The 23011-nt window shown below is 73.7% G+C and carries 23 protein-coding genes; 4 read left to right on the top strand and 19 right to left on the bottom strand.

Translation table 11 applies throughout. From position 1 onward, the window contains the following. Positions 1 to 5 precede the first annotated feature (5 nt). Both J2X68_RS00615 and J2X68_RS00610 read right to left on the bottom strand, forming a co-directional pair. The gene (locus tag J2X68_RS00615) at positions 6 to 1949 is read right to left on the bottom strand and encodes a hypothetical protein (RefSeq protein ID WP_310430399.1); all 1944 of its coding nucleotides are present in this window, start codon (positions 1947 to 1949) and stop codon (positions 6 to 8) included. A 43-nt stretch (positions 1950 to 1992) separates the two neighbouring features. Next, positions 1993 to 2496 (bottom strand): tetratricopeptide repeat protein, encoded by a 504-nt coding sequence (locus J2X68_RS00610; RefSeq protein ID WP_310430398.1) that lies wholly within the window; start codon positions 2494 to 2496, stop codon positions 1993 to 1995. Between the two features lie 100 nt (positions 2497 to 2596). Here J2X68_RS00610 and J2X68_RS00605 point away from each other — a divergent pair, with 100 nt between their 5' ends. Further along, positions 2597 to 3037, top strand: coding sequence for a hypothetical protein (locus J2X68_RS00605; RefSeq protein WP_310430397.1), 441 nt, complete (start codon positions 2597 to 2599; stop codon positions 3035 to 3037). Between the two features lie 168 nt (positions 3038 to 3205). On the opposite strand, the gene J2X68_RS00600 is transcribed toward J2X68_RS00605, so the two are convergent. The 10 genes from J2X68_RS00600 to J2X68_RS00555 all read right to left on the bottom strand — a co-directional run bounded on the left by J2X68_RS00600 (position 3206) and on the right by J2X68_RS00555 (position 14341). Next, complete coding sequence (locus J2X68_RS00600; RefSeq protein WP_310430396.1) at positions 3206 to 4762, bottom strand: DUF1996 domain-containing protein; 1557 nt, start codon at positions 4760 to 4762, stop codon at positions 3206 to 3208. A gap of 177 nt (positions 4763 to 4939) precedes the next feature. Next, entirely contained in the window at positions 4940 to 5596 is a 657-nt protein-coding gene (locus tag J2X68_RS00595; protein WP_310430395.1) for a response regulator transcription factor, read from the bottom strand. Then, positions 5581 to 6861: a sensor domain-containing protein gene (locus J2X68_RS00590; protein ID WP_310430394.1), complete on the bottom strand. Its 1281-nt coding sequence runs from the start codon at positions 6859 to 6861 to the stop codon at positions 5581 to 5583. Before J2X68_RS00590 ends, J2X68_RS00595 begins: the two co-directional genes overlap by 16 nt. 53 nt (positions 6862 to 6914) lie before the next feature. After that, on the bottom strand, positions 6915 to 7952 hold the full coding sequence (locus J2X68_RS00585; RefSeq protein ID WP_310430393.1) for an SDR family oxidoreductase: 1038 nt from the start codon (positions 7950 to 7952) through the stop codon (positions 6915 to 6917). Positions 7953 to 8018: 66 nt separating this feature from the next. Further along, positions 8019 to 8612, bottom strand: a complete 594-nt coding sequence (locus J2X68_RS00580) for a winged helix-turn-helix domain-containing protein (RefSeq protein ID WP_310430392.1) — start codon at positions 8610 to 8612, stop codon at positions 8019 to 8021. Positions 8613 to 8930: 318 nt separating this feature from the next. Next, positions 8931 to 10760 (bottom strand): HEAT repeat domain-containing protein, encoded by a 1830-nt coding sequence (locus J2X68_RS00575; protein WP_310430391.1) that lies wholly within the window; start codon positions 10758 to 10760, stop codon positions 8931 to 8933. A gap of 72 nt (positions 10761 to 10832) precedes the next feature. After that, entirely contained in the window at positions 10833 to 11864 is a 1032-nt protein-coding gene (gene glnII, locus J2X68_RS00570) for a glutamine synthetase (RefSeq protein WP_310430390.1), read from the bottom strand. 349 nt (positions 11865 to 12213) lie between these two features. Further along, on the bottom strand, positions 12214 to 12915 hold the full coding sequence (locus J2X68_RS00565) for a hypothetical protein (RefSeq protein WP_310430389.1): 702 nt from the start codon (positions 12913 to 12915) through the stop codon (positions 12214 to 12216). A gap of 137 nt (positions 12916 to 13052) precedes the next feature. Beyond that, positions 13053 to 13862, bottom strand: a complete 810-nt coding sequence (locus J2X68_RS00560; RefSeq protein ID WP_310430388.1) for a hypothetical protein — start codon at positions 13860 to 13862, stop codon at positions 13053 to 13055. Positions 13863 to 13981: 119 nt separating this feature from the next. Beyond that, a complete protein-coding gene (locus J2X68_RS00555) occupies positions 13982 to 14341 on the bottom strand; it encodes an arsenate reductase family protein (RefSeq protein ID WP_310430387.1) in 360 nt (119 codons plus the stop codon). Between the two features lie 141 nt (positions 14342 to 14482). On the opposite strand from J2X68_RS00555, the gene J2X68_RS00550 reads away from it, so the two are divergent. Then, entirely contained in the window at positions 14483 to 14797 is a 315-nt protein-coding gene (locus J2X68_RS00550; RefSeq protein ID WP_189917020.1) for a hypothetical protein, read from the top strand. A 158-nt stretch (positions 14798 to 14955) separates the two neighbouring features. Here the strand turns inward: J2X68_RS00550 and J2X68_RS00545 are convergent, their stop codons facing one another. Beyond that, a complete protein-coding gene (locus tag J2X68_RS00545; RefSeq protein WP_310430386.1) occupies positions 14956 to 16143 on the bottom strand; it encodes a winged helix DNA-binding domain-containing protein in 1188 nt (395 codons plus the stop codon). Positions 16144 to 16424: 281 nt separating this feature from the next. Between J2X68_RS00545 and J2X68_RS00540 the strand changes: the two genes are divergently transcribed. Further along, entirely contained in the window at positions 16425 to 17765 is a 1341-nt protein-coding gene (locus J2X68_RS00540; RefSeq protein WP_310430385.1) for a DUF2252 domain-containing protein, read from the top strand. A gap of 70 nt (positions 17766 to 17835) precedes the next feature. Here J2X68_RS00540 and J2X68_RS00535 read toward each other — a convergent pair whose 3' ends face one another. Together J2X68_RS00535 and J2X68_RS00530 are read right to left on the bottom strand one after the other, a co-directional pair. Further along, on the bottom strand, positions 17836 to 18579 hold the full coding sequence (locus J2X68_RS00535) for an alpha/beta fold hydrolase (protein ID WP_310430384.1): 744 nt from the start codon (positions 18577 to 18579) through the stop codon (positions 17836 to 17838). A 32-nt stretch (positions 18580 to 18611) separates the two neighbouring features. Then, positions 18612 to 19118: a DUF1269 domain-containing protein gene (locus tag J2X68_RS00530; RefSeq protein WP_310430383.1), complete on the bottom strand. Its 507-nt coding sequence runs from the start codon at positions 19116 to 19118 to the stop codon at positions 18612 to 18614. Positions 19119 to 19286: 168 nt separating this feature from the next. Between J2X68_RS00530 and J2X68_RS00525 the strand changes: the two genes are divergently transcribed. Next, entirely contained in the window at positions 19287 to 19568 is a 282-nt protein-coding gene (locus J2X68_RS00525; protein WP_310430382.1) for a hypothetical protein, read from the top strand. Positions 19569 to 19653: 85 nt separating this feature from the next. On the opposite strand, the gene J2X68_RS00520 is transcribed toward J2X68_RS00525, so the two are convergent. The 4 genes from J2X68_RS00520 to J2X68_RS00505 all read right to left on the bottom strand — a co-directional run bounded on the left by J2X68_RS00520 (position 19654) and on the right by J2X68_RS00505 (position 22921). After that, positions 19654 to 20259, bottom strand: a complete 606-nt coding sequence (locus J2X68_RS00520) for a PspA-associated protein PspAB (protein ID WP_310430381.1) — start codon at positions 20257 to 20259, stop codon at positions 19654 to 19656. 2 nt (positions 20260 to 20261) lie between these two features. After that, positions 20262 to 21182 (bottom strand): zinc metalloprotease HtpX, encoded by a 921-nt coding sequence (gene htpX, locus J2X68_RS00515; protein WP_310430380.1) that lies wholly within the window; start codon positions 21180 to 21182, stop codon positions 20262 to 20264. Positions 21183 to 21390: 208 nt separating this feature from the next. Further along, positions 21391 to 22662 (bottom strand): hypothetical protein, encoded by a 1272-nt coding sequence (locus J2X68_RS00510; protein ID WP_310430379.1) that lies wholly within the window; start codon positions 22660 to 22662, stop codon positions 21391 to 21393. Between the two features lies 1 nt (position 22663). After that, entirely contained in the window at positions 22664 to 22921 is a 258-nt protein-coding gene (locus J2X68_RS00505; RefSeq protein ID WP_310430378.1) for a hypothetical protein, read from the bottom strand. Between the last annotated feature and the right edge of the window lie 90 nt (positions 22922 to 23011).

Here is a 23011-nt window from a genome sequence, read left to right as displayed (position 1 = left end):
CCGGGTCAGCGCAGTCCGCTGATCGCCCGCCCGTCCTTCAGCCGGCCCTCCAGGCCGGCCTGCGCGCCCTGTTTCGTCGGCACCGCCAGCAGGTTGCCCTGGCCGGACCCGGTCACCCCGCCCGTCGCCCGGATGGACGCCGTCGCCTTGTCGCCGGCCGCGAGGAGATACCAGTCGCCGCCCTTCGACTTCCACAGCACCCCGGCGAGCACATGCGGATCGCGCGGCCCGCACGCCGGCACGTCCCCGGCCTTCGCCACGGCCGCCCCGAACAGCCCGCCCGGCGTGTGGAACTGGGCCAGCACCCGGCTGCCGTCGCCCCGCCAGGTCTCGGCCCGCGTGCACACCCAGGTCGCCGCCCCGCTCGCGTCGGGCAGCTGCTGCCGGGTGTAGCCCCAGGCGTTGACCGTCCGCACGCCCTGTCCGCGGGCGTCGGCCAGCGAGCAGGCGAACGGCGCCCAGGTCCGCAGCGCCGCCGCGCCGCTCGCCGCCCGGGGAGCCGACGGGCGCCCCGCGGTCAGGCGGGCGGGGACGAGTTCGCCGAGGTCGCTGAGGAGCTGAGTGCCGGAGGCGTCCGTCAGCTGGAGCACGTTCCAGGTCGTGCACGTGCCGGTGTGAGTGGCCGGGCTGGCCAGCGGCGAGGTGATCCCGTCGGTCAGCGTCAGGTCCATCACCCCGGCGCCCGGCTTCGACAGGTCCCGCTCGCCGGCCTTCGTCACCCAGGGCGCCGTCAGATAGCGCACGTTGCCGTCCGCCCGGCCCAGCACCAGCGCGCCCGCCTCGGTGCCGGTCGCGCCGTCGACCCGGGCGAAGTCGAGGGCCGCCCCGGCGGTGCCGTCCTTCGGCTCGGCGTAGCGGGCGATGCGCAGGCCGTCGTAGAGGATCGCCACGCGCGCGTTGTCGACCTCGCCCGCGTACAGGAGCTGGGGCGGACCCGCGGGGCCGCCGAGCGGGGTGTCCGGGGTGGCCGAGACGCGCACGGCCTTCCCGGGGCGGGCCCAGACGGCGAGGGCGCGGCGCAGCAGCGCGCTGTCCCGGGTGAGGGGGCCGCGCGCGGGCCAGACGGAGAAGTCCGTGCGCGCGGAGGTCTTCCAGGCGGCTGGGGACACCTTCACCAGCCGCCCGGGGTCGAGAGCGGCCTCGGCGGCCGGGTTCTGCGCGTACGGCGGGGCCGCCGCGCCGTCGGGTCCCCAGCCGCCGCCGGGCAGCGCGACCAGGGTGCCGCACACGGCGAGCGCGGCCGCGGCGGCCAGCGCGGCCCTGGTGTGCCGGCGGCGGCGCATCAGATCGGTGGGCCGGGCCTGGAGCGAGCAGGCGTCGAACTCGGGGGAGTCGAGCAGCGCGTACTGGGCGGCGGGGATCCGGCCGGCCGCGCGCAGGGCCGCCGTCACCCCGGCGTCCGGGACGCCGGCCCCGGTCAGCACCTCGCGGACGTCGTCGTCGGTCAGCCGCTCCAGACCGCGCAGCACGTAGGCGGCCCGGGCCGGACCCGACAGGGTGGCCAGACGCTGGTCCAGGGCGAGTTCGTCGGCGCCGCCGGAGCGCGGGAACAGCCGCAGGCCCCACACCTGGGGGAGCAGCGGCGGGAACTGTGCGCGCCTGGGCCGGGCCCAGAGCCTCAGCGGCAGCCCCGCCTCCAGCGCCGTGCGCACCACCTGGCGGCGGATGTAGGCGTACCCCGGGTCGCCGTCGCGGCCGTCCCCCGCGCCCCCGTTCTGGGCCGGGATGACGGGGGTCGAGGCGCTGCCGCGCGGCAGGGCGCGCTGGGCGAGGGCGTGGGCGGTCAGGACGCGCCGGCCGCGGCCGAGGCCGGGGGGAAGCACCAGGTAGGCGAGCCGGACGAGCCGCGGGTAGTGCTCGACGAGCGCGGCCTCGGCCTGCTCGACGTCGACGGTCCGGTCGGCGGTGGATCCGGGTGCGGGGCGCGGGGCGACATCCTGTGACTGCACGTCCAGCAGAACGAGCGAGCCGGTGGATGGTCACCCCGGGCGGTCAGCCCTCCAGGAGTTCCTTCGCGTAGTCGGCCATCGACCGCTGGTAGCGCGGCAGATGGGGGGCCAGGGCGCCGAGCACCAGGGACAGGCCCTCGCGGTCGCGGCCGAGGCTCGACAGGCACAGGGCCAGACAGCCGCGTACGGCGTCGTCCAACTCGTCCGAAGAGGCGTCCAGTTCGGGGGTGAGCAGCGCGACGCCCTCCTCCGCCTGTCCGATGTTGCGGAGGGAGCTGGCGAGTTGGATCTTGGCTCGTCTCGCCTTGTAGCCGCTCAGCTCGCCGAGCCCGCGCGCGAGCGCGTCCCGGTACAGCGGGACGGCCCGGTCCGAGTGGCCGGTCGAGTCCCAGGCGCAGGCCCGCTCGAACGGGCCCAGCGGACTGTCCGCGGGGAGTTCGGCGACCAGCTTGTCGATCACGGCCCGGAACTCGGCCGCCCGCTCCTGCGGGTACGCGTCGAAGGCGGCCCAGGCGGCGGTCACGCGATCTTCCCAGTCGTGGTTCACCGGAACACTCTCGCACGGGTGTCCCCACCGGGCCCGGGTATTTTGAGCGCACCGCGCGTGGGAGCCGTATCCAGGGCGAGGCTCTTGCAGGGAGGAACGGATGAAGATGACCCGACCGATGCTCGCGGTGGCCGCCGCCGCGGCGGCGCTGGTGCTGACGGGCTGCGGTTCCGACGGGGCCGAGGAGACCGTCCCGGTGACGGCGACCGGCAGCCTGGAGCACCTGGCGTCCGAGGTGAAGTGCACGCCCGACATGCAGACCGACGCCGACGAGCTCCGTCAGGCCCTCTGCAAGAACGACGACGGCAAGTTCATCCTGCTCACCTTCGCCACCGACCGCGGTCAGCGCGAGTGGATCAACGGCGCCAAGGACTACGGCGGCCACTACCTGGTCGGCCGCAAGTGGGTGGCCGTGGGTGAGGAGACCAGCACCGTCACGGCGCTGCGGGAGACGCTCGGCGGCGACATCGAGGAGGGCACGGACCACTCCGCGCACGGGTCGGGCGAGCCGTCCGAGGGCGCTTCGCACTCCGGTCACTGACCGGACTCGCGCCCGTCGCGCGCCCCGCGCGCCCCGGGGCACACCAGAAGGCCGGCGGTGAGGAATCCTCACCGCCGGCCTTCTCGTCGGCTTCACCGTCCGGTCCTGCCGTCCGGTTCCGCCGGGTGGTTCTGTCGGGCGGTTCTACCGGGTGGCCCGCTCAGCGGGTCACTTGCACCTCTTGCCGGTGTTGATGCAGTTGACCATCTTGTTCATCAGGTTCGTCGAGAAGAAGTTGATGAAGTCGTTGTGGTCGGTGATCGGCTTGTGCAGGTTCTCCGGGAAGCTGTCCACCGCGTACGGCTGGACGACCGTCCCGTTCTGGAGCTTCGGGGCCGGAACGTTGTAGACCAGCCGGACCTGGAGCTGGGGGATCGCCTTGAAGCCGTTGGCGCAGGTGCCGTCCGCCTGGACGAAGGCCACGTGCGTGCGGTGGTTGGCGCTGTCGATGTTCTGACCGTCCCAGCAGCTCTGGAAGTTGGTCGTCCGCACCACCTGGCTGCCCTGCGGGCAGATCGGGTACTGCGTCTCCAGCTGCACCTTGTTCTCGAAGCCGGTGCAGCTCCAGTTCACGTTCGCGTTGGCGTTGCCGTTGACGAAGGCCTTGGCGTCACCGGTGATGATGCGCAGGGCGGTCGGCATCGCGACGACCTTGCCCCGCTTGTTGCCGACGAACTTGATCTGCGCCTGGGCGGGCTGGAGGATCTTGCCGACGTTGCCTTCCTTGCCACCGCCGTCGTTGTTCTGGTCGAAGTCCTGCGAGCCGTCCTGGACCCGCAGCACCGGCCAGAAGTACGAGGACTTGTCGCCCTGGTTCTGGCAGCTGGTGCCGGCTCCCGCCAGCTCCTGGTCGCTCGCGAACGCGTCGTTGTTCTGGTTGCCGACGTAGTCGTGCAGGTGGTGCGCGCCGTTGGTGACACCGGGGGCGACGATCACGTTGTCCGTGTTGTGGTTGTCGTTGCCGTTGGTACCGCAGCTCGAGGTGAAGGTGCCCCGGGAGCCGCCGTTGCCGTTGGCCTTGAGGCCGTTCGCGCCGACGCCCAGCTGCGCGTTGGCCTGGACCTTCGTGATGTCGACGAAGTCCGCGGCGACCGGGCCGTTGCCGCCCTGGCCGTTCTGCGCCTGACCGGCATTGCCGTTGTTCTGCTGGCCACCGTTGTTCTGCTGGCCGCCGTTGTTGTTCTGCTGACCGCCGGTGTTCTGCTGGCCGCCGTTGTTCTGGCCGTTGCCCGCCTGGCCGGCGTTGGTGTTCGCCGACTGCGTGGTGCAGGCCGCCAACTGGCTCAGCGCGCTGTTGAACTGACCGCCGGAACGCTGGATGTTGATCCGGATCCGGTCGATCGTGGCGGCGCGCTTCTCCTTGAGGGGGCCGGTGATCGCGTTCTGCACGAAGCTGGCGTCGTTCGTCTGGGCCCGGCGCGTGGAGGCGAGCCGGGTGTAGGCCTCGGTGATCTGCTTGTCGAGGTTGGCCAGCTCGGTCGCGACGCCCTGTTTCGCACCGTTGGGTACGTTCGTCAGCTTCTGCCCCACATCCGGGCAGGAGATGGTGGCGACCTGGGCGGCCGCCGTGGCGGCCTTGGTCGAGTTCTGGCCCGAGTTCGACTCGTGCGCCGAAGCGTAGAAGTTCGCCCAGATCAGCCCGCCCCCGCCGAGCGCTAGGGCCGCCGATGCTGCCACGGCCTTCGTGGCCATCGACGAACGGCGTTTACGTATGTTGCGTCCCATGGAACTCCTCTGACTTCCTTGCGGGGCAGCATCGAGGCGCCCGACAGGAGTGAAGCTGAAGCTGCCCCCTCCTTTACGCACGTCGCCTCGGCAGTGTTCAGCCCGCTCAGAAATTGATGAGGGTTCCGTACGACAAAACAACCCCAACACCCTCACAAAACACAGGAGTTGTAGGGGTCAGCGATCCCGGTCCAGAAAGGCCAGCACCGCCAGTACCCTGCGGTTGTCGTCGTCCGAGACCTCCAAACCCAGCTTCACGAAAATGTTCGCGGTGTGCTTGGCGACCGCCCGCTCGGTGACCACGAGTTTGCCCGCGATCGCCGCGTTCGACCGGCCCTGCGCCATCAGCTCCATCACCTCCCGCTCGCGTGGGGTGAGCCGGTCCACGGGCCCCTGTCCGTCGCCCGAGCGCCGGGCCAGCAGCTGCTGGATCACCTGCGGGTCCATCGCCGTGCCGCCGGCGGCGACCCGCCGTACGGCGTCCACGAACTGTTCCGCGTCGAACACCCGGTCCTTCAGCAGGTAGCCGATCCCGCCGGTGCCGTCGGCGAGCAGCTCGCGCGCGTACAGCTGCTCGACGTGCTGGGAGAGGACGAGCACCGGCAGCCCGGGCCTTCTGCGGCGCGCCCGGAGCGCGCACTGGAGACCCTCGTCGGTGTGCGTGGGCGGGAGCCGGACGTCGACCACGGCGACGTCCGGCTCCAGTTCGGCGAGCGCCCGCTCCAGTTCGGGCCCGCTCTCGACGGCGGCGGCGATCTCGAAGTCGTAGGCCTCCAGCAGCCGGACGAGACCGTCCCGCAGCAGGAAGAGGTCCTCGGCTAGGACAACACGCAAGGGATCTCCATGGTCACCATGGTGGGACCGCCGGCGGGAGAGCTGACGGCCAGGACGCCGTCGAATGTACCCAGTCGCCGCTCGACGCCGGCGAGTCCCGAGCCGGCCCCGATCGCCGCGCCGCCATCGCCGTCGTCGGTGACCGAGATCCGCAGCCGGCCCGAGCCGTGGTGGAGGTCCACCCAGATCCGGCCGGCGCCGGAGTGCTTGACCGCGTTGGTGAGCACCTCGCTCACCGCGAAGTAGGCCGCCGACTCCACGGGCGCGTCCACACGACCGCCCTCGATCTCGACGTTCACCTCGGTGGTGACCGGCAGCCGCAGGGCCAACGCCCGCACGGCGTCGCCGAGTCCACGCTCGGCCAGGACCGGCGGGTGGATGCCGCGCACCAGGTCGCGCAGCTCGGAGAGCGCCTCGGCGGAGGACCGACGGGCCTGCGCGAGCAGCGCCTTGGCCTTCTCCGGGTCCTTGTCGACGAGCATCTCGACGGTGCCGAGATCCATGCCCATCGCCACCAGCCGGGCCTGGGCGCCGTCGTGCAGATCCCGCTCGATGCGGCGCAGTTCGGCGGCCGAGGTGTCCACGGCGTCCCGCCGGGTCTCCGTCAGTACCCGTACCCGCTCCGCCAGTTCGGCCTGGCTGGGGGTCAGCAGGGTCTTGGTGAGGAGGAAGTGGACCCGCAGGGCGCTCTCGGTGTACCGGTGGGCGACGACGAGGAGGACGGCGCCCAGGGCGGCGGCGCCGAACGCGGACGTCTGGTCGGTGACCGGCACGAATCCGTACCAGTAGGCGGCGCCGGACGTCTCGACGTACGCCCGCCACAGCCCGGCCGGCAGCGCCAGCCCTTCCAGGGGGTAGAAGAACAGGACGGCGGGCAGCAGGGCGGTCGCGAACCCGGCCGGCATGTCCACCAGGAGCCACCGCAGGTCCCGCCAGGTCGCCGGGTCGCGCAGCAGCGCGTAGGTGAGGCGGAACGGGTTGGCGGTCTCGGGGGCCGGCCGGTACGCCGACGGGATGTGCACCCCGCCCCACCGTTCGGCGAGCGCCCGCCGCCACCCGGCGTAGGCGCGCACCCCCTTCACCACCCAGGGCGTGGCGAGGGCCCCGACGCCGATCGGTATCAGCGCCATCGACACGAGGGAGAGGCAGAAGCCCAGGATGCTCAGCGGCAGCGACCCGACGGCCAGCGCGAGCCCCCGCCCGGCGGCGAGGACCGTCCCCCGCAGCCTCGAACCGCCGTCGCCGCTCTTCGTGTTGGTGTTCATGGCATCAGTCTGGCCGAGCCGCGGAGCGGTGGTCACTGGCCCGACGCCCCCGGTCAGGGGGTGGTGCCAGGTACACCTCCGGGGGCGGGCCCGTCGGCGTCCGCCGCGAGCACCTTCGCCTCCACTTCCGGGTCGAGACCCTTGCGGGTCCGGTCCGGACGCTGGGGGGCCGTGCCGCCGATCGACGTGAGCCAGTGCCAGGTGTCGGCGACGGTCTCCCCGACGGGACGGCAGGACAGCCCCGCCGCCACCGCCCGTGAGACGTCGGCCGCGTGCAGGGCGTCGTGCATGTCGGTGCCCGGCGGCACCCACACGGGCAGTTCGGTCCACGGCTCGATGCCCGCGTCGAGGATGATCTCCGGCGCCGTCCACCGAAGTTCGGCGTTCGAGCCGGTGGCCCGCACGCACGCCTCCAGCAACTCGCCCATCGTCGCGTGGCCCTGCGGGCTGATCAGGTTGTACGGCCCGCTCAGCTCCCGCCCGACCGCGCCGAGGATCCACTCGGCGAGATCGCGGACGTCCACGTACTGCAGGGGCAGCCCGCTCGGGCCGGGCGCGAGGACCGGGCCGCCGCGGGCGATCCGGGTCAGCCACCAGGGCAGCCGTCCGACGTTCTCGTACGGGCCGAGGATCAGCCCGGCCCGTACGAGGACGGAGGCGTCCGCGCCGAAGGCGTCGAGAACGGCCAGCTCGCCACCCCGCTTGTCGCGGGCGTAGTCGCTCTGTCCGGCGTCCGGCGTGGCCCCCTCGACGACCGGCGCGTCCTCGGCGTACCCGGCGGGCGGGGCCCAGGTGTACACCGAGCAGCTGGACACGTACACGTACCGGCGGACGCGGCCCCGCAGCAGCCGCGCCGACTCGTGCACCGCGCGGGGCGCCGCCGACCAGGTGTCGACGACGGCGTCCCAGTCGCCCTCGGCCAGCGCGTCGAGACCGCCGGGCGCGGTGCGGTCACCGGTCAGCGACCGGGTGCCGGGGGCGGACGCCTGCCGCCCCCGGTTGAAGACCGTCACGTCCCAGCCGCGCCCGAGGGCCGCCTCGACGACGGCCCGCCCCACGAACTCCGTCCCACCCAGCACCAGAAGTCTCATACCGGTGACTCTGCCCGCTGCGGACGCGGTGGGGAACCGTCCTCTGCCGTCGGCAGAGGAAGCGGTTCAGTGGCCGGTCGGCGGGTTGTACTTGTAGCCGACCCGGCGCACCGTCTGGATCGACTGGCGGTGCCGCGCGCCCAGCTTGCGGCGCAGCCGGGCGATGTGCACGTCGACCGTACGGCCGTCGCCCACGTGCCCGTAGCCCCACACCGTGGTGACGAGCTGGTCGCGGGTGTGCACCCGGTTCGGGTGGGCGACCAGATGCGCGAGCAGCTCGAACTCCAGGTAGGTGAGGTCGAGTTGCTGTCCGTCCACGGCCGCCGTGCGCTGCACGGGGTCGATCCGGACGAGCGGACGCCCGGCGCCCTCGGGCTCGGCGGCCTCCTCGGCCGCCGGCCGGTCCGGCACCGCCACGGGCAGGAACGGCGGCTGCCGGTCGGCCGGGACGAGCACCAGGTAGCCGACCATCGGCGGCTGGCCCGGCAGGGTGGGCAGGGTGTGCGCAGGAGCGGGCAGCCAGGTCGCGCCCGGCGGCAGGAAGTCGGCGACGTCCACCACCTCGTCCCGGTCGACGGCCCGCAGTCGATGGCGGGCGGTGCCGTTCGGGGTGGCGGCGGTGAGGCTGGGAGCGGAGGAGAGGGAACGGGTGTTCGCCATGAGAGGTCAGCTCTTTCGCGCGAGAAGTTCGTCGGAGAGGACGACGGCCGCGATGCGTGGTCGGGCTCGTCGAGGACGTACGTCGTGCGCGCTGGCCGAAGGCCGGGGTGTACGGCTTTAGAGGGCCGGCGCGTTCATCGCGCGGCAACACACCCGGTCGAAGTCATGGTGCTGACGGGAAGGCCAGAAGGGCTCGAGGTCGTGGCGACCCGTAGCGGTGCACTTCTGGAAGCTGGCCATGGGCCCATTGAAGCAGACACCTGCCCGTAACAGGAGCCTCCTCTCACAGCTTGGACGGTTCCTGGCGTGAAGTCGGCGTCACCCGAGCACGCGTGCCGTCCGGAGGAGCGTGCGGACGGCGGTCCGCAGCACGTCGTCCGGATGCGCGGCGTCGCCGTACAGCAGGTCCTTCACGACCCGCCGCGGCGTCTCGGCGCCGCGGCGCAGCGGCTCCACGGCGAAGCGGGGGAGGAGCCCCATCTCCGTGAGGGTCACCACCGGATGGGGCGGGCCCGGGGAGAACCTCCGCCACGCGAGCGCCTCTTGGGCCAGCGGATCCACGGTGTCGTCGGTCCTGCCCGTGATGCGCCAGACGGCCAGCGCGGCGGTGGCCCGGGCGCCGGACGGGATCCGCGGGGCGAGAAGCGGCTCGACGAGCGGCAGCAGCGGTGCGGCGGCGGGGCCGAGCCGGCCCGCGAGGTTCGTCGCCCAGGAGGAGGCCGAGGCGGTCAGTTCCCGGCGCAGGAAGGACAGCGCCGGTCCGGGGTCCCCGGCGACCGGCCAGAGCGCCACCGCGGCCTCCGCCGAGACCGAGGAGTGGACGCCCTCCCGCACACAGGTCCGCAGCGCCCGTTCGCCCACGTCACCCGCCGCACGCCCCAGCCCGGCCAGCACCGCCACCGCGACGGACGGGTAGCCGGTGCCGTGCCGGGTCAGCAGCCCGGCCAGCTCCTCGACGACGTCCGCCGCCACCTCGGGATAACGCGTCAGCACCTTGACCGACTCCGCGTGACCGTCCCCCGGCCGCCGGGCCACCGCCCGCGCCACGGGCGCCGCCGCGGCCCCGAACTCCCCGGTCACCGCCCGCACGGCGCGGACGGTGTCGTACGCGCCGGGCGCTTCCGCGAGCACGCGCAGCGCCTCCTCGACCGCCACCTCCGCCGGTACGCGCGCCCGGGCCAGCGCGGTGACCGCCCCGGCCCGCACCGCCGGGCTGTCGTCGGCGAGGTAGGGCAGCACCCGCTCCCGCACGCGCGCGTGCAGTTCCGGCGGCAGCGCGCAGGTCAACTGCGCCAGCCGGTACAGCTGCCAGGGCTCGCCCTCCGTCTCGCGCAGCGCCCACGGCAGCACGTCGGGCTCGCGGTCCCGCCAGTGCTCGGTGATCGCGAAAGCGAGCGGCATCCCCTGGGCGAGGGCGCGCAGCGCGGCCTCCGGGTCCTCCAGCAGCCGCTCGGTGAACGGCCGGTAGCGTCCCGGCCACAACGAGGTCTCCGGTTCCTCGGGCAGCTCGGGCGCGGCCGCGCAGGCCCGCGCGCAGGCGTCCACCAGCGGGTGCGGCAGCGGCGGTTCGGTGGTGCGCAGCAGGTCCTCGGCGGCGGCGAGCGCGACCCGGGGCTCCGGGTCGCTCAGCAGACCCCGCCGCCAGGCGCCGTCGCCCGGATCGAGCAGTCCGAGCGCCGTCACGACCCGGGCGCGCACCAGCGGGTCGTCCTCCTCGGCGAGCCGGTCCCGCAGCAGGGGCACCGGCACCGGGTCGGTCTCCCGGCCGCAGGCGGCGATCAGCAGCACCGCCGACTCGCGCACCCCCGGGTCGGCGTCGCGCGCGAAGGGGAGCAGCGACGGCATCGCCTCCGCCACCGCCCGGCGGACCCGCTGCCGCTCGTCCGGGTACCCGGCCCAGTTCGCGAGGTTCGCCAGCAGCCTGAGCAGGTCGGCCCGGAGGCCGGCCCCGTGCAGGGCGAGCCGGATCAGACGCGGCACCACGGGCGCGGTGCGGATCTCCTCCCGGAAGCACAGGCGGGAGTGCAGCCGGTCCATCGCCCGCTCGCGCACGGCTCCGTCGGCGGACTCCAGCTCCCGCAGCAGCCCGGGTACGTCCGTCGAGCCGTACGCGCGGTCGAAACCCGCCCGGTCTCTCTCCGTCGCCATGGGAGCGCAGGATATGCGGAAGGGGCGCCCGCCGAGTCGGCGGGCGCCCCTTCACGAGAGCGGCGGAGCGGATCAGACCTGGCCGGCCTTCTCCAGCGCCGAGCAGCAGGTGTCGACGATCAGACGCGTCACCAGGTACGGGTCGACGTTCGCGTTCGGACGGCGGTCCTCGATGTAGCCCTTGCCGTCCTTCTCGACCTGCCACGGGATGCGGACCGACGCGCCGCGGTTGGAGACGCCGTAGGAGTACTCGTTCCACGGGGCGGTCTCGTGCAGACCCGTCAGACGGTCGTCGATGCCCGCGCCGTAGTGCTTGACGTGGTCGAGCGGCTTCGAGCCCTCACCGAGCGACTCGCACGCGGTGATGATCGCATCGTAGCCCTCGCGCATCGCCTTCGTGGAGAAGTTGGTGTGCGCGCCGGCGCCGTTCCAGTCGCCCTTGACCGGCTTGGGGTCGAGGGTCGCGGCGATGCCGAAGTCCTCGGCGGTGCGGTAGAGCAGCCAGCGGGCCACCCACAGGTGGTCGGAGACCTCGAGCGGGGAGACCGGGCCGACCTGGAACTCCCACTGGCCGGGCATGACCTCGGCGTTGATACCGGAGATCGCGAGACCGGCGGCGAGGCAGTTCTCCAGGTGCGCCTCGACGACCTCACGGCCGAAGATCTCGTCCGCGCCGACACCGCAGTAGTAGCCGCCCTGCGGGGCCGGGAAGCCGCCCTTGGGGAAGCCGAGCGGGTAACCGTCCTGGAAGAACGTGTACTCCTGCTCGATGCCGAAGATCGGCTCCTGCGCGGCGAACTTCTCGGCGACCTCGGTGAGCGCGGCACGCGTGTTGGACTCGTGCGGCGTCATGTCGATGTTGAGGACCTCGCACAGGACGAGGATGTCGTCGCCGCCGCGGATCGGGTCGGGGCAGGTGAAGACCGGCTTGAGGACACGGTCCGAGGAGTGGCCCTCGGCCTGGTTCGTGGAGGACCCGTCGAAGCCCCAGATCCCCAGCGCGTCGAGACCGGCGGGCTCGCCCGCGATGATCTTCGTCTTGGAACGGAGCTTCGCCGTCGGCTGGGTGCCGTCGATCCAGATGTACTCAGCCTTGAAGGTCACGGGCCACTTCCTTCGGGGTGTGTCTGACGCACGTGCGGGTGCTGCGGCGCTGCGGCACTGGGGCGCCGCCTGTTTGCCCGGCAGCTTGTCAACAGGCGATTTCCCGATCATTGCTCGAATGTGAACCCCGTGTTACCTGGTGGTTCTGTGGTGCGGCTCACGGTGTGAGCCGCGGTTTCGCGGTTCGGCGGCCCGTCCGGGACGGACACCCGCGGGCCCGCACCCGCGCGACCGGAACGCGCCGGTCCTGCCGCTCGTGGCCGCGAGCGGCAGGACCGGTGACCCGTGCGCCCTGACGGGACGCGACGGAGGGCGCCGCCGGTTCACCGAGGTGACCGGCGGCCCGGCCTCACCCCACCTTCTCGATCACGGCCCGGCGGATCAGGAACTTGCCGGGCTCCCGGACCAGTTCGAAGGCCGCGTTGTTGAGCAGGACGCAACTGCCGGAGACCGAGGTCACCTCGACGGTCGTGGACTTGTTGTTGTCCAGGTTGGTGACCTTCAGCTTGGTCCCCGCCGGGAACTGGTTACTCGACGCGGCCGGGGCACCGCCCTCGCCGGAGAGCGTCACCGTGGAACCGTTGCAGACCTGCTGGCCGGAGGCGGCACCGCCGCCGTTTCCCGCGTTGCCCGCGTTCCCGGCCGGGGCGGAGGCCGCCGGCGCGGAGGCGGCCGGAGCCGAAGCCGCGGGAGCGGAGGCGCCGGGCTGGGTCGCCTGGGAGTCCTGAGCCGACTCCCCAACGACGCAGCCGGACGCCTGCTGCTGGACCTTGATCTGCGCGATGACGGCCTCGCGGTTGGCGATCCGGGCCGCCGACTGCGCGTCCGGGTTCGTCTTCTGGCCCTCGATGAACTTCTCGTTGTTGCCGAGAGCCGTGGCCAGCCCCGCGCAGACGGTCGAGTCCCCGGCGGACAGCGTTCTGGCGTTCTCCGGGCCCTGCGAGGCGTTCGACGTGGCCGCCATGGCGAAGGCTCCGGCGCCCGCCACCGCCGCGGCGCTGACGAGCAGCGCGATCTTCTTCTTCGGGCCGAGAGTTCTCCTGCGCGACATGCGCGCCTCCTGAGGGGTAGGGGAGCGTACGCCGCTATGTACGAGATACCGAACGAGGTGACTCAGCGGTTACAGGAGTCAATCGAAGTGGCGTGCGTCACAGGCGAGTCGGGGTGGGTCGGGGCGCGGGGCCGGAGTCAGTTCCGCCCCTCCTCGTACGCCGTCACCGTGTCGTCGGCGCGCTGCAGCAACCCCTCGGTCCGGGCCGCGAGTTCGGCCGGGCCGGACCCGTCGGCGTCGCCCCGCCGTCCGGTCGCGAACACCACCGACCGGACGGTCACCGCCCGCCGGGAGACCTCGGCCGCGCTCTGCGGGACCGTCGGCAGGCCGGCCTCCGCAGGCGGATCCAGCGGGTACGCCTGATACGTCACCGGGTCCGCCGAGGCCGTCGTGAACACCCGCCAGGCGTCCTCCACCCGCTCGAAGCTCAGCACGGTGACCGTCACCTGCGAGCGCCGTCCGGTGTCCGTGAACAGGGCCGCCGTCGACCGGGAGCACCCCGCGCCCTGTCCGGCCAGCCGCGCGAGCCCGGGCGACACGCCCCGCGCGCAGTCGACGGTGGTCGAGAGGTCGACGCGGGCGTACCGGGAGCCGTCCTGCAGCCGGACGCCCGTCGAGGGGAACGCCTGCTCGGGCCGGACGACCGGACGGGCGAGCAGGGAGGCGAGCGCGCTCGCGGAGCGGGAGGGCGGCCCGGCGGCCCCTGAGGGGACCGCCGCGGGACCCGGGACGGTCCTGGACGCCGTCGCCGCCGTCGCCGGGGGAGCGGACACGGTCCGGGGGCCGTCCTCCTCGTCCGCGCTCAGCACGGTGCCGGCGGCGACCGCGGCGACGGCGGCGACGAGGGCCGCGCAGGACCCGACGGCCGCCGAACGCCGGGTCCGCCGACGCCGTCGTATTCGCCCCTGCCCGGGAGGGGACCCGGGCCCTTGATCACCGAAGGTCATGGCGGCGGAGGGTAGCAGTGCCCGGGCGCGCCGCCCCCTCGCCGGGGGCGGATCGTCGACGGTCCGGCCAGGGTCCGTGCCGGCGCGCGATGTGACGGCTCGTCGGCCGGCCGGCGCCTCTAGCGCGACAGCGCGTCCCGTACGGCCTCGTCGCTGCGGGCCACCAGGGCGGTGCCGTCGTCCGCCGTGACGATGGGGCGCTGGATGAGCCGGGGGTGCGCGGCGAGCGCGGTGATCCAGCGGCCGCGGGTGCTCGCGTCCCGCGCCCAGTCCTTCAGGCCGAGCTCCGCCGCCTCGGCCTCCTGGGGGCGGGTGATGTCCCAGGGTTCCAGTCCGAGGCGATCGAGCACGGCCGCGATCTCGTCCTCGCTCGGCACGTCCTCCAGATAGCGGCGGACGGTGTAGTCGGCGCCCTCGGCGTCGAGGAGGGTGAGGGCGCTGCGGCACTTGGAACAGGCGGGGTTGATCCAGATCTCCATGCGGCACACGGTAGCGGTCCGAGGCCGCGAAAACCCTTGTGATCAGGGGCGATTGTCAGTGGTGGGCAGTAGAATAGAAGCAGTGTTCGAGGGTTCGCCGGAGGTTCCGGACCGGGCCCTGACCGCGACAGGAGGATGCCTGTGCCCGCTGCCGCACTGAAGCCGAAGCCGTTGCCGACCCAGTCCACCGCGAAGCGCTCCGTCCAGCTGGATCTGCCCTATGTGCCCGTCGAGAAGCGGCCGTTGCCGCCCGGGCGGCCGCGCGAGTGGTACGTCACGCACAACCGTCGCCTGAAGGCCATGCGCCTCGCCATCGCCCTGCTCGACCTGGGCGTGTATATGCCGAACCAGGCCCGCAACGAGAAGATCCGCAGCACGGCGGAGCTGATCGGCGTTCACGCGCCGTCGGACACGACGTGCCACATGGTGCGGGCCCTGCTGCGGTACTCACGGTGAACCGGGCGCCGGGCGCCGTTCCCGCCGACGGCGCCCGGCGTCGGCGTCCGGTGCCGGCGTCCGGTGCCGGCGTCCGGCCGACGGGGCGGAGGCGGCGAGCGGGACGCCGACGGGACCGGGGACGGACACCGCGACCGGGAGCGGACGGTGTCCGGGAGTCACTTCACCAGGTCCTTCTCCACCGGCGTGCGGAACCTCGGGGTCACCCGGGTCGCCCCGAGCCACGACTCCAACCGGGCCGCCTCCGCCGCGATCGCCGCCTCGGCCTCGCGGCCCATGCCCCTGCCGTCGTCGGCCAGGATCCGCCACACGATCTCGCCGTCGGCCCGCTGGGCCCAACCCCCCACCACCCGGCCGTTCCACCACACCGTCGGGCCCACGTTCCCGCTGTAGTCGAACAGGCCCGGGCGCAGCTCCGGGGCCAGATACCAGTCCCGGCCCTGCCAGCCCATGGCCGTCGGGTCGAGGCCGGGCAGCAGCGCCGCCCACGGCTCGGGCGCGGGCACGGCGTCCACGTCGTCCTCGACGACGTACCCCGTCCCCTCGTCCAGCGCCACCGCCCGCGCCCCGATCGCCGTCAGCGCGCGGCGGACGTCCGTCACCTTCCACCCCGTCCACCACTTCAGATCGGCCTCGGTGGCCGGGCCGCACGCCGTCAGCCAGTGCCGCAGCAGCTCCGACTGGGCCTGCTCCAAAGGCAGTTCGGCGTGCTCGGGAGCGAGGGCCCAGCGGAACTGGCTCGACGTCCAGGAGCCCAGCGGGCGGCCCCGGACCACCTTGCCCTCGACGCCCAGCACCCTCAGCAGCCGCGTCACGACGGTGTGGACGCCCTCGTAGGGCTTGCCCGCCGCGTACACGAACTGCTCCCGCAGACGCGGCTCCTCGCGGGCCAGCTCGGCCGCGGTCGCCTGGCCGAGCCGCCCCAGGGCGGCCAGCGCCGACTCCTCGACCTCCTTCAGCCAGGCCGCGTCCGGAGCACCGGCCTTCGCCATGTCCTTCACCAGCGAGGCCCGCTCCCGCGCGGCGACCGCGAGGCCGGTCGAGGCGTGCACGACCGCCGTCGACTCCGTCGGGAAAACGAACACGGTGTGCCGCATGCCGTGCATCCGGACGAGCGTCCGGTCCGTGTACAGCGCCCGGTCGGTCTCCGCCGCCGTCGCCGCCGGGTCGGCGAGGCGGGCGCCGACCGCCAGGTACACCGTCGCCGGGTCCGAGCCGTGCAGGGCGAGCAGCGCGTCGGCCACCGCCTCGGGCGTCGCGACCCGCGCCTGCGGGGCGAGGCGGTGGCGCAGGGCCAGCCGCGCCCGCCGCTCGGCCACACCGATGTACCGCAGCCCGTCGCCCATAACCGGCCTCCACCCCTCGTCGTCCAGCCGCCGTCCGGCACTCGTCCCTGCCCGCCATCCTTCCCGACACCACTGACAATCGGCCTCGGCCATCGGCCTCCGAGCGCCGTGACGCCCGACGGCACGGGGGCCATGGGTGCGCGCCGGGGCCGACGGGAGCGTCGGGTGTCACCCGTTCGACGTACCCGGCATGCGGACGACCCCCACCCGGCCTTCACTGCGAACAGGGGACCGGGAAGTGCCGTGGACCGGGAGGCGGATGTGGTGCGAAGGCGACGCGGATGACCACCCCCACCGACCGTGCCCGGCGCGGCCGGGACGCCCGCAAGCGCGTCGCCCGTTCCGCCCACGCCCTCTGGCTCCCGTCCGTCGACCGGCCCGACCCCGTCGCCGTGCTGGAGCGGCAGGGCCGGGACCGGCTCCCCGAGCTGCTGCCGATCCGGTACGGGCGGATGGCCGCCTCGCCCTTCGCCTTCCTGCGCGGCGCCGCCGCCCTCATGGCCGCCGACCTGGCGGCGCAGCCGCACACCGGGCTGACGGTGCAGCTGTGCGGCGACGCCCATCTGCTCAACTTCGGGCTGTACGCCTCCCCGGAGCGGGGGCTGGTCTTCGACCTCAACGACTTCGACGAGACGTTCCCCGGGCCCTTCGAGTGGGACGTCAAACGGCTCGCCGCCTCCGTCGCGGTGGCCGCCCGGGAGAACGGCCACCCCGAGCCGAGGGTGCACCGCGCCGCCCTGGAGGCCGCGGCCGCCTACCGCACCGCCGTACGCCGGCTGTCCCGGCTCGACGAGCTGGCGGTCTGGTACGAGCGCGTCGACGCCGGACAGCTGCTGCCCCTGCTGCGCTCCGCCCGGCGCCGCGCACGCGCCGGGGGCAGTCTCACCCGCGCCCGCCGCCGCACCAGCCTGCAGTCCCTCGACAAGCTCACGGAGGTCGTCGACGGCCGCCGCCGCATCATCCACGACCCACCGCTGATCGAACCCGCCGGCGCCTCCGACGGCGCCGCCCTGCGCAAGATCTTCAGCGACTACCGCTCGACCCTCACCGAGGAGCGCCGGCTGCTGCTGGACCGCTACCGCTTCGTCGACGCCGCCCGCAAGGCCGTCGGCGTGGGCAGTGTCGGCACCCGGTGCTTCATCGTGCTGCTCGCCGGGCGCGACACCGACGACCCGCTGTTCCTCCAGATCAAGGAGGCCCGCGCGTCCGTCCTGGAGGAGCACCTGCCGAGCGGCCCGTATCTCCATCCCGGCCACCGGGTCGTCGCCGGGCAACGGCTCCTCCAGGCCGCCGGGGACGTCTTCCTGGGCTGGATGACCGGGCCGCAGAGCCGCGCCTTCTACTGGCGTCAGCTGCGCGACCTGAAGAGCTCCGCCGGCGTCGCCGGGATGTCCCCGGCCGAGCTCGCGGCGTACGCCCGGCTGTGCGGCACCACCCTGGCCCGCGCCCACGCCCGCTCCGGCGACCGCATCGCCATCGCCGGCTACCTCGGCGGCGCCGACACCTTCGAGCGCGCCGTCGCCGACTTCGCCGTGGACTACGCCGACCGGACCGCCGCCGACCACGCGATCCTGGGCGCGGCGGTCGCGGCCGGAGTGGTGAGCGCGGCGCCGGGCGTCTGAGGGCCGCGGGCCGCCCGGCTTCTCGCGCGCGGGCAGGCGCCGGGCACGCCGTCACCCGGTCGGACGCCGGTCAGGAAGGGGTGGCCGTCCACCCGGGTGCGTCCGGGCCGGCCAGCACGGCGGCCACGAAGGCGCGCCGGTCGTCGGCGTGGTCCTGGAACCACAGGCCCAGCCGGTGTCCCGCGGCGGGCAGTTCGAACCTCGTGTAACGGGCGCGGGTGGCGAGCGCGTCCTGGACCGCCTCGGTGACCTGCGGCGGGATCACCGTGTCCGTGCCCGGCACGGCGAGCACCGCCCGGCCCTCGTACGCGCGCAGCACGTCGAGCGCGGGCGCCTCCCGCCAGCTGCCGGGCCTGCGGATGATCGCGCTGAACTCCCCGTCCCCCTCGCCGAAGGGGAGGTCCCACGCCCGGGCCGCGTACACCGCGGGCGCGCACAGCCCGAGAGCGGCCACCCGGTCCCGGTAGAACGCGGCCAGGTCGGCCACCGTCTGCCCGCTCATGCTGAACCCGACGAGCACCAGCGGGCCGTCGGGCGGGACGCAGGCGCCGATGACGGAGACCGCCTGCTCGAAGCGCCGACGCAGGCTCGACTCCCGCAGCGCGCCGCTGCTTTCGCCGTGGCCGGAGAAGTCGAGGGCGAGGGCGCGGCAGCCGTGCCGGGTGAACTCGTGGGCCAGCGGCAGGAGCCGCTCCTTGCTGCCGTTGCCGGCGCCGTGCAGCAGAACGGCGGTGACCGGTCCCGGACCACCGCCGTGCACCCCGCTGAGCCGCTCACCGCCGTACTCGTGCGTGAAGGGGGACAGTGCGCTCATGGGGCCCATTCACTCACGGACGGGTCGCGCGTTCACTCGTGGGCGGGTTCCGCCCGGGCCGCCTTGATCGCCTCGCGGAGGTGGTCCTCCTCGGCCTTGCTCAGCGAGGTCTGCACCAACTGGCCGCCGAACGGCGCGATCTCCGGGATCACCTTGTCCCCGGCGGCGTGCTTCACCAGGACGAACAGGGCCGCGGCGCCCGGGCGCAGGTTCTGGCCGAGGTCCTTCATGAAGGTGTCGTTGATGCCCGTGTCCGTGAACGCGCCCCCGGCCGCACCGGCGGCCGCGCCCACCGCCGCGCCGAGCAGCGGCGCCAGGAAGAGCAGCCCGATCACCCCGCCCCACACCGCTCCGCCGGCCGCGCCCACCGCCGTGTGGTTCACCGCCTGGTGCAGCTTGATCCCGCCGTCGTCGCGCCGCTCGACGACCACCGCGTCCTCCAGCTCGACCAGATGCTGCTTCGACAGCTCGAACAGCTTCTCGCGCACCTGGTTGGCGGTGGCGAGGTCGTCATGGGCGACGACGAAGAGATTGCTCATCCGGGCACCCCTCATGGCGGTCGATTGCCTGTCGAGTCCGTTTCGCCCGACTCCAGGGCCGCGGAAAAGGAGGTGCACGTTGAGTGACGGACTCCCTACGCTGAAGGCGTCACCCCACCCCCCTCGTCACGTTCGGTCACCCGTCCTCGCCCAGGAAGGAGGCACACCATGGGCACCGTCGTACTCTCCGGGGCCGTCGTCCTGGTGGTCCTGGGATTCGGGAACCCGCTCTACTGGCTCGCCGCGGCCGGCCTGCTGTTCCTGTACGTGCGGTACGGGCTCGACACGTCCTCGTCGTCCGGGCCCGGGCCCGCGCCGAGCGCGGGAACCGCCCCGACGTCGTACAAGGCGTACCGCGACCGCCGCGACAGGCAGGCCAAGTGGGAGCGCCGCTACCGTCGCGAGCGTCCCCTGGAGTCCCGCCGTCAGGAGCGCGAGCGCAGCAGGTAGACCGCCCGCAGGCGGGCCGGCCGGTCAGCCGGTCCGCCGGCCGGCCCGCCTGCCGCTGATCCGGTCCGCAGGTCCGCCGGTCCGCCTAGAGCCCGGGGGCTCCCCACACGGGGAACCAGCGGCTCAGGTCCTGCTCGATCCGCAGGTCGCCCGAGAGGGCGGCCTGCACCTGCAACTCCAGTGTCCCGTCGCGCCGCTGTCCCGGACCGGGCAGCGGCGCGAACGGGTAGAACGAACCCCGCTTGTACAGGTACACGAGCGCCAGCCGGCGGGTGTCCGGCCCCTCCGTCCCGCCCCGCCGGTCCTCGAAACCGGCGAGGGAGCACAGCAGTTGCGGCCCGAAGCCGTTGACCTCCATCGCGCTGTTGACCGCGTGCAGATCGTTGACCAGGAGCGCCAGTTGCCCGGGAGTGCGCTGCGAGACCAGCCAGGAGTAGCCGTAGTCGTCCCGCACGAGCCGTACCGGGGGACCGGTGCGCTCGGTGTCCGCGTCGAGGAGCGCCTGCACCTCGCGGTGCGTCTGCTCGAAGACCGAGCCCTCGACGGTCGCGAAGCACACGGCACCCTGCCCGGTCGGGGTGAACCCGGTCGCCGCCTCCAGCGTGACGGCCGCCGAAGGCAGCGCGAACAGCCGGTCCAGATCGGGCACGACCGGCTTGGTCCGGCCGAGCAGGATGTCCAGCAGCCCCATGATCAGCCCGCCCTGCCCGGAGCGGCCGCCTCGCCCAGCTCGACGGAGATCCGGCCCAGCTGTTCGAGCCGCTGTTCCAGGCTGGGGTGGGTCGAGAAGAGCCCCGCCACACCGGGCTCGGCGCCCAGCGCCGGGGTGAAGTAGAAGGCGTTGAAGGCCTGGACCGTCCGCAGGTCCTTCGTGGGGATACGGGCCAGGTCGCCGGAGACCTTGGTCAGCGCCGACGCCAGCGCCGAGGGGCGGCCGGTCAGCTGCGCCGCCGCCCGGTCCGCCGCCAGCTCCCGGTACCGGGACAGGGCCCGGATGAGCACGAAACTGATCGCGTACACGGCCGCCGAGACACCCATCACGGCCGCGAAGACGACCGCGGCGTTCTGGTCCCTGCGCGCGCCGCCGAACACCTGCGAGTAGAACGCGAACCGCACGACCAGCCCCGCGATCACCCCCAGGAACGACGCGACCGTGATCACCGCCACGTCCTTGTGCGCCACATGCGACAGCTCGTGCGCGAGCACGCCCTCCAGCTCGGCCGGCTCCAGCCGCCCCAGCAGCCCGGTCGTCACGCAGACCACCGCGTGATCGGGATTGCGTCCGGTCGCGAACGCGTTCGGCATGCCCATCTCCGAGACGGCGACGACCGGCTTCGGCATGTCCGCGATCGCGCACAGCCGGTCGATCACGGCATGCAGCTCGGGATACTCCTCGCGTTCCACGACCCGCCCCCGCATCGCGAACAGCGCGACCCGGTCGGAGAACCAGTACTGCGCGCCCAGCATCGCCACCGCGACGACCGCGACCAGCACCCATGACTTCAGCAACACGATCAACGCGGCGACGAACGCCACGTACAACAGTCCGAGCAGGAACAACGTGACCGTCATCCGCACGGTCAGCTGCCGGTCGCTCCGGAAACGGCTCTGCATCTGCATCACCCCGCAGTCAGGCACTCGTCCCCCTGCCAGTGTGCACCGCCCCACCCCCATGAGCGGTCCCCGAACGTGCCTAGGCGGAGCAAAGGCTCCTCCGGACGCCGGTCTCGCGCACCGGGCGCGGTTCCGGCCCGGCGTCAGAGGCGCCCGGCCCGGGTAGCCCGCCGCCGCAGCTCCTCGTCGGGATCGTCCCGGAACGCCGTCAGGGCACGCTGCTCCGCCGCGCCGCCCCGCTCCATAGCAGCCGGAACGCGGCGATCCGCACGTGCCGGGGGCGCCCGGCGCCGAGCCGTTCGACGAGCCACTCCCCGGGCAGCAGCTCCGCCGACGGCAGCACCGCCGCGGTCGCCTCCCGCACCACGCCCGGCGCCGGATCGTCGAGCATCGGCGACAGCCGACGGGCGTCGGCCACGTCCAGCACACGCAGCCCGGCCACGGCCCGCGCCCGCACGCCCGCGGCCGGATGCCGGACCAGCGACCACAGCACCTCGGCGTCACCGCGCTCCCCGCACTCCGCGAGCCCGGCGACGGCGCCGGGCGCCGGAGCGGAACCGGCGGGCCCGGCGGGACCGCTCCGCTGCGCGCACCGCTCCCGGTACCAGGGCAGCGGATCGCCCCCGTGCTGCCGTACGACATACCGTGCGCAGGCCCGCACGAGCTCCGCCCGGTCGGCCAGGAACTCCGTGGCCTGCTCCGGCCGCCCGGCCCGCCGCAACGCGGTCACCCCGGCGGCACGGACCCGCGGGTTGCGCGCGGCGAGCAGCGGTCGGAGCACGTCGTCGGGCTCCGCGTCCGGCATGGCGACCAGGGCGGCGTCCGCGCAGAGGTTCTGGACGACGACGTCGTCCTCCCGCGCGGCCACGCGGGCCAGCTCGCCGGCGGAGAAGCGGCCCTCCTCGACGGCGAGCCGATACGCGTACCGCCGTACGGCGCGATCGGAGTCGGTGTACAGCGCCGTGAGGACCTCGGGGGGCGCCTCGCGCAGCAGTCGGCCGGCCAGGCCGACGGCGAACGCGCCCCGCCCCCGATGCCCGACGCGCAGGATCAGGGGCAGCAGGGCCACGGCCCGCACGGCGTCGAGAACTTCGCCCAACAGCAGGCGGGCCTGCTCCCGTACGGGTTCCGCCCAGTCCGCGCACCGCACGACCAGCAGCGGCAGCAGGTCGGGGTGTCCGCCGAGCCGCCACAGTGCCGCCGCCCGGATCCGGCCGTCCCGGTGGCACAGCGCGAGGGCGAGATGCGACTCACTGAGAGGCCGGCCGGCGTGCAGGGCGGTGGTCAGCGTGCGCCCGGCCCCGTACCGCTCCCACTCCGGCAGGTAGTACGCCCCCCGGTGGCTCGGTCGGGCACCCACGTCCAGCGCCGTCCAGGCGGCCGGAACACCGCGGTCGAGCGCCTCCCGCAGGGGCACCCCCCGGGCGAGCCGTACCGCCGCCGCCGATCCGCTCCCGATGTCCTCCTGGACCCCGCGCACCTCAGTACTGCGCCCGGAACCGGGTGTACCCCAGCAGCAGGATCACCGCGGCCACGCAGCCCAGGACGAGCGCCGTCGATACCCAGGACGAGCGGGGCGAGGCCACCCGGTCCGGGTCGGCGCGGAACGGCACCGGGCCGGGCGGGTTCTCCTTCCACCGGGCGGCCAGCATCCGGGCTCGCGCGGAGGGTTCCTTGTGTACCGCGGCGTCCGCCCATCTGAGGTCGAACTCCCGCTCCGCATCGTCCTGTTCGGACATTCCCGTATCTCCCCCGTCACCTCTGTCGAGGTCTCCCGTCGAACAGCAGTGCCAGAAACCATACGACGACGCCCCCGTCCCCGAGAAACG

The organism is Streptomyces sp. 3330, assembly GCF_031456635.1.
Taxonomy (GTDB): Bacteria; Actinomycetota; Actinomycetes; order Streptomycetales; family Streptomycetaceae; genus Streptomyces.
This window is presented reverse-complemented; position numbering and strand designations above follow the sequence as displayed.

Excerpts from the sequence above, each read along its gene's own strand:
- J2X68_RS00605 (WP_310430397.1), top strand. The coding sequence starts at position 2,597 with ATGAAGATGACCCGACCGATGCTCGCGGTGGCCGCCGCCGCGGCGGCG.
- J2X68_RS00600 (WP_310430396.1), bottom strand. The coding sequence starts at position 4,762 with ATGGGACGCAACATACGTAAACGCCGTTCGTCGATGGCCACGAAGGCC.
- J2X68_RS00590 (WP_310430394.1), bottom strand. The coding sequence starts at position 6,861 with ATGAACACCAACACGAAGAGCGGCGACGGCGGTTCGAGGCTGCGGGGG.
- J2X68_RS00585 (WP_310430393.1), bottom strand. The coding sequence starts at position 7,952 with ATGAGACTTCTGGTGCTGGGTGGGACGGAGTTCGTGGGGCGGGCCGTC.
- J2X68_RS00580 (WP_310430392.1), bottom strand. The coding sequence starts at position 8,612 with ATGGCGAACACCCGTTCCCTCTCCTCCGCTCCCAGCCTCACCGCCGCC.
- J2X68_RS00575 (WP_310430391.1), bottom strand. The coding sequence starts at position 10,760 with ATGGCGACGGAGAGAGACCGGGCGGGTTTCGACCGCGCGTACGGCTCG.
- J2X68_RS00565 (WP_310430389.1), bottom strand. The coding sequence starts at position 12,915 with ATGTCGCGCAGGAGAACTCTCGGCCCGAAGAAGAAGATCGCGCTGCTC.
- J2X68_RS00560 (WP_310430388.1), bottom strand. The coding sequence starts at position 13,862 with ATGACCTTCGGTGATCAAGGGCCCGGGTCCCCTCCCGGGCAGGGGCGA.
- J2X68_RS00555 (WP_310430387.1), bottom strand. The coding sequence starts at position 14,341 with ATGGAGATCTGGATCAACCCCGCCTGTTCCAAGTGCCGCAGCGCCCTC.
- J2X68_RS00545 (WP_310430386.1), bottom strand. The coding sequence starts at position 16,143 with ATGGGCGACGGGCTGCGGTACATCGGTGTGGCCGAGCGGCGGGCGCGG.
- J2X68_RS00540 (WP_310430385.1), top strand. The coding sequence starts at position 16,425 with ATGACCACCCCCACCGACCGTGCCCGGCGCGGCCGGGACGCCCGCAAG.
- J2X68_RS00535 (WP_310430384.1), bottom strand. The coding sequence starts at position 18,579 with ATGAGCGCACTGTCCCCCTTCACGCACGAGTACGGCGGTGAGCGGCTC.
- J2X68_RS00530 (WP_310430383.1), bottom strand. The coding sequence starts at position 19,118 with ATGAGCAATCTCTTCGTCGTCGCCCATGACGACCTCGCCACCGCCAAC.
- J2X68_RS00525 (WP_310430382.1), top strand. The coding sequence starts at position 19,287 with ATGGGCACCGTCGTACTCTCCGGGGCCGTCGTCCTGGTGGTCCTGGGA.
- J2X68_RS00520 (WP_310430381.1), bottom strand. The coding sequence starts at position 20,259 with ATGGGGCTGCTGGACATCCTGCTCGGCCGGACCAAGCCGGTCGTGCCC.
- htpX (WP_310430380.1), bottom strand. The coding sequence starts at position 21,182 with ATGCAGAGCCGTTTCCGGAGCGACCGGCAGCTGACCGTGCGGATGACG.
- J2X68_RS00505 (WP_310430378.1), bottom strand. The coding sequence starts at position 22,921 with ATGTCCGAACAGGACGATGCGGAGCGGGAGTTCGACCTCAGATGGGCG.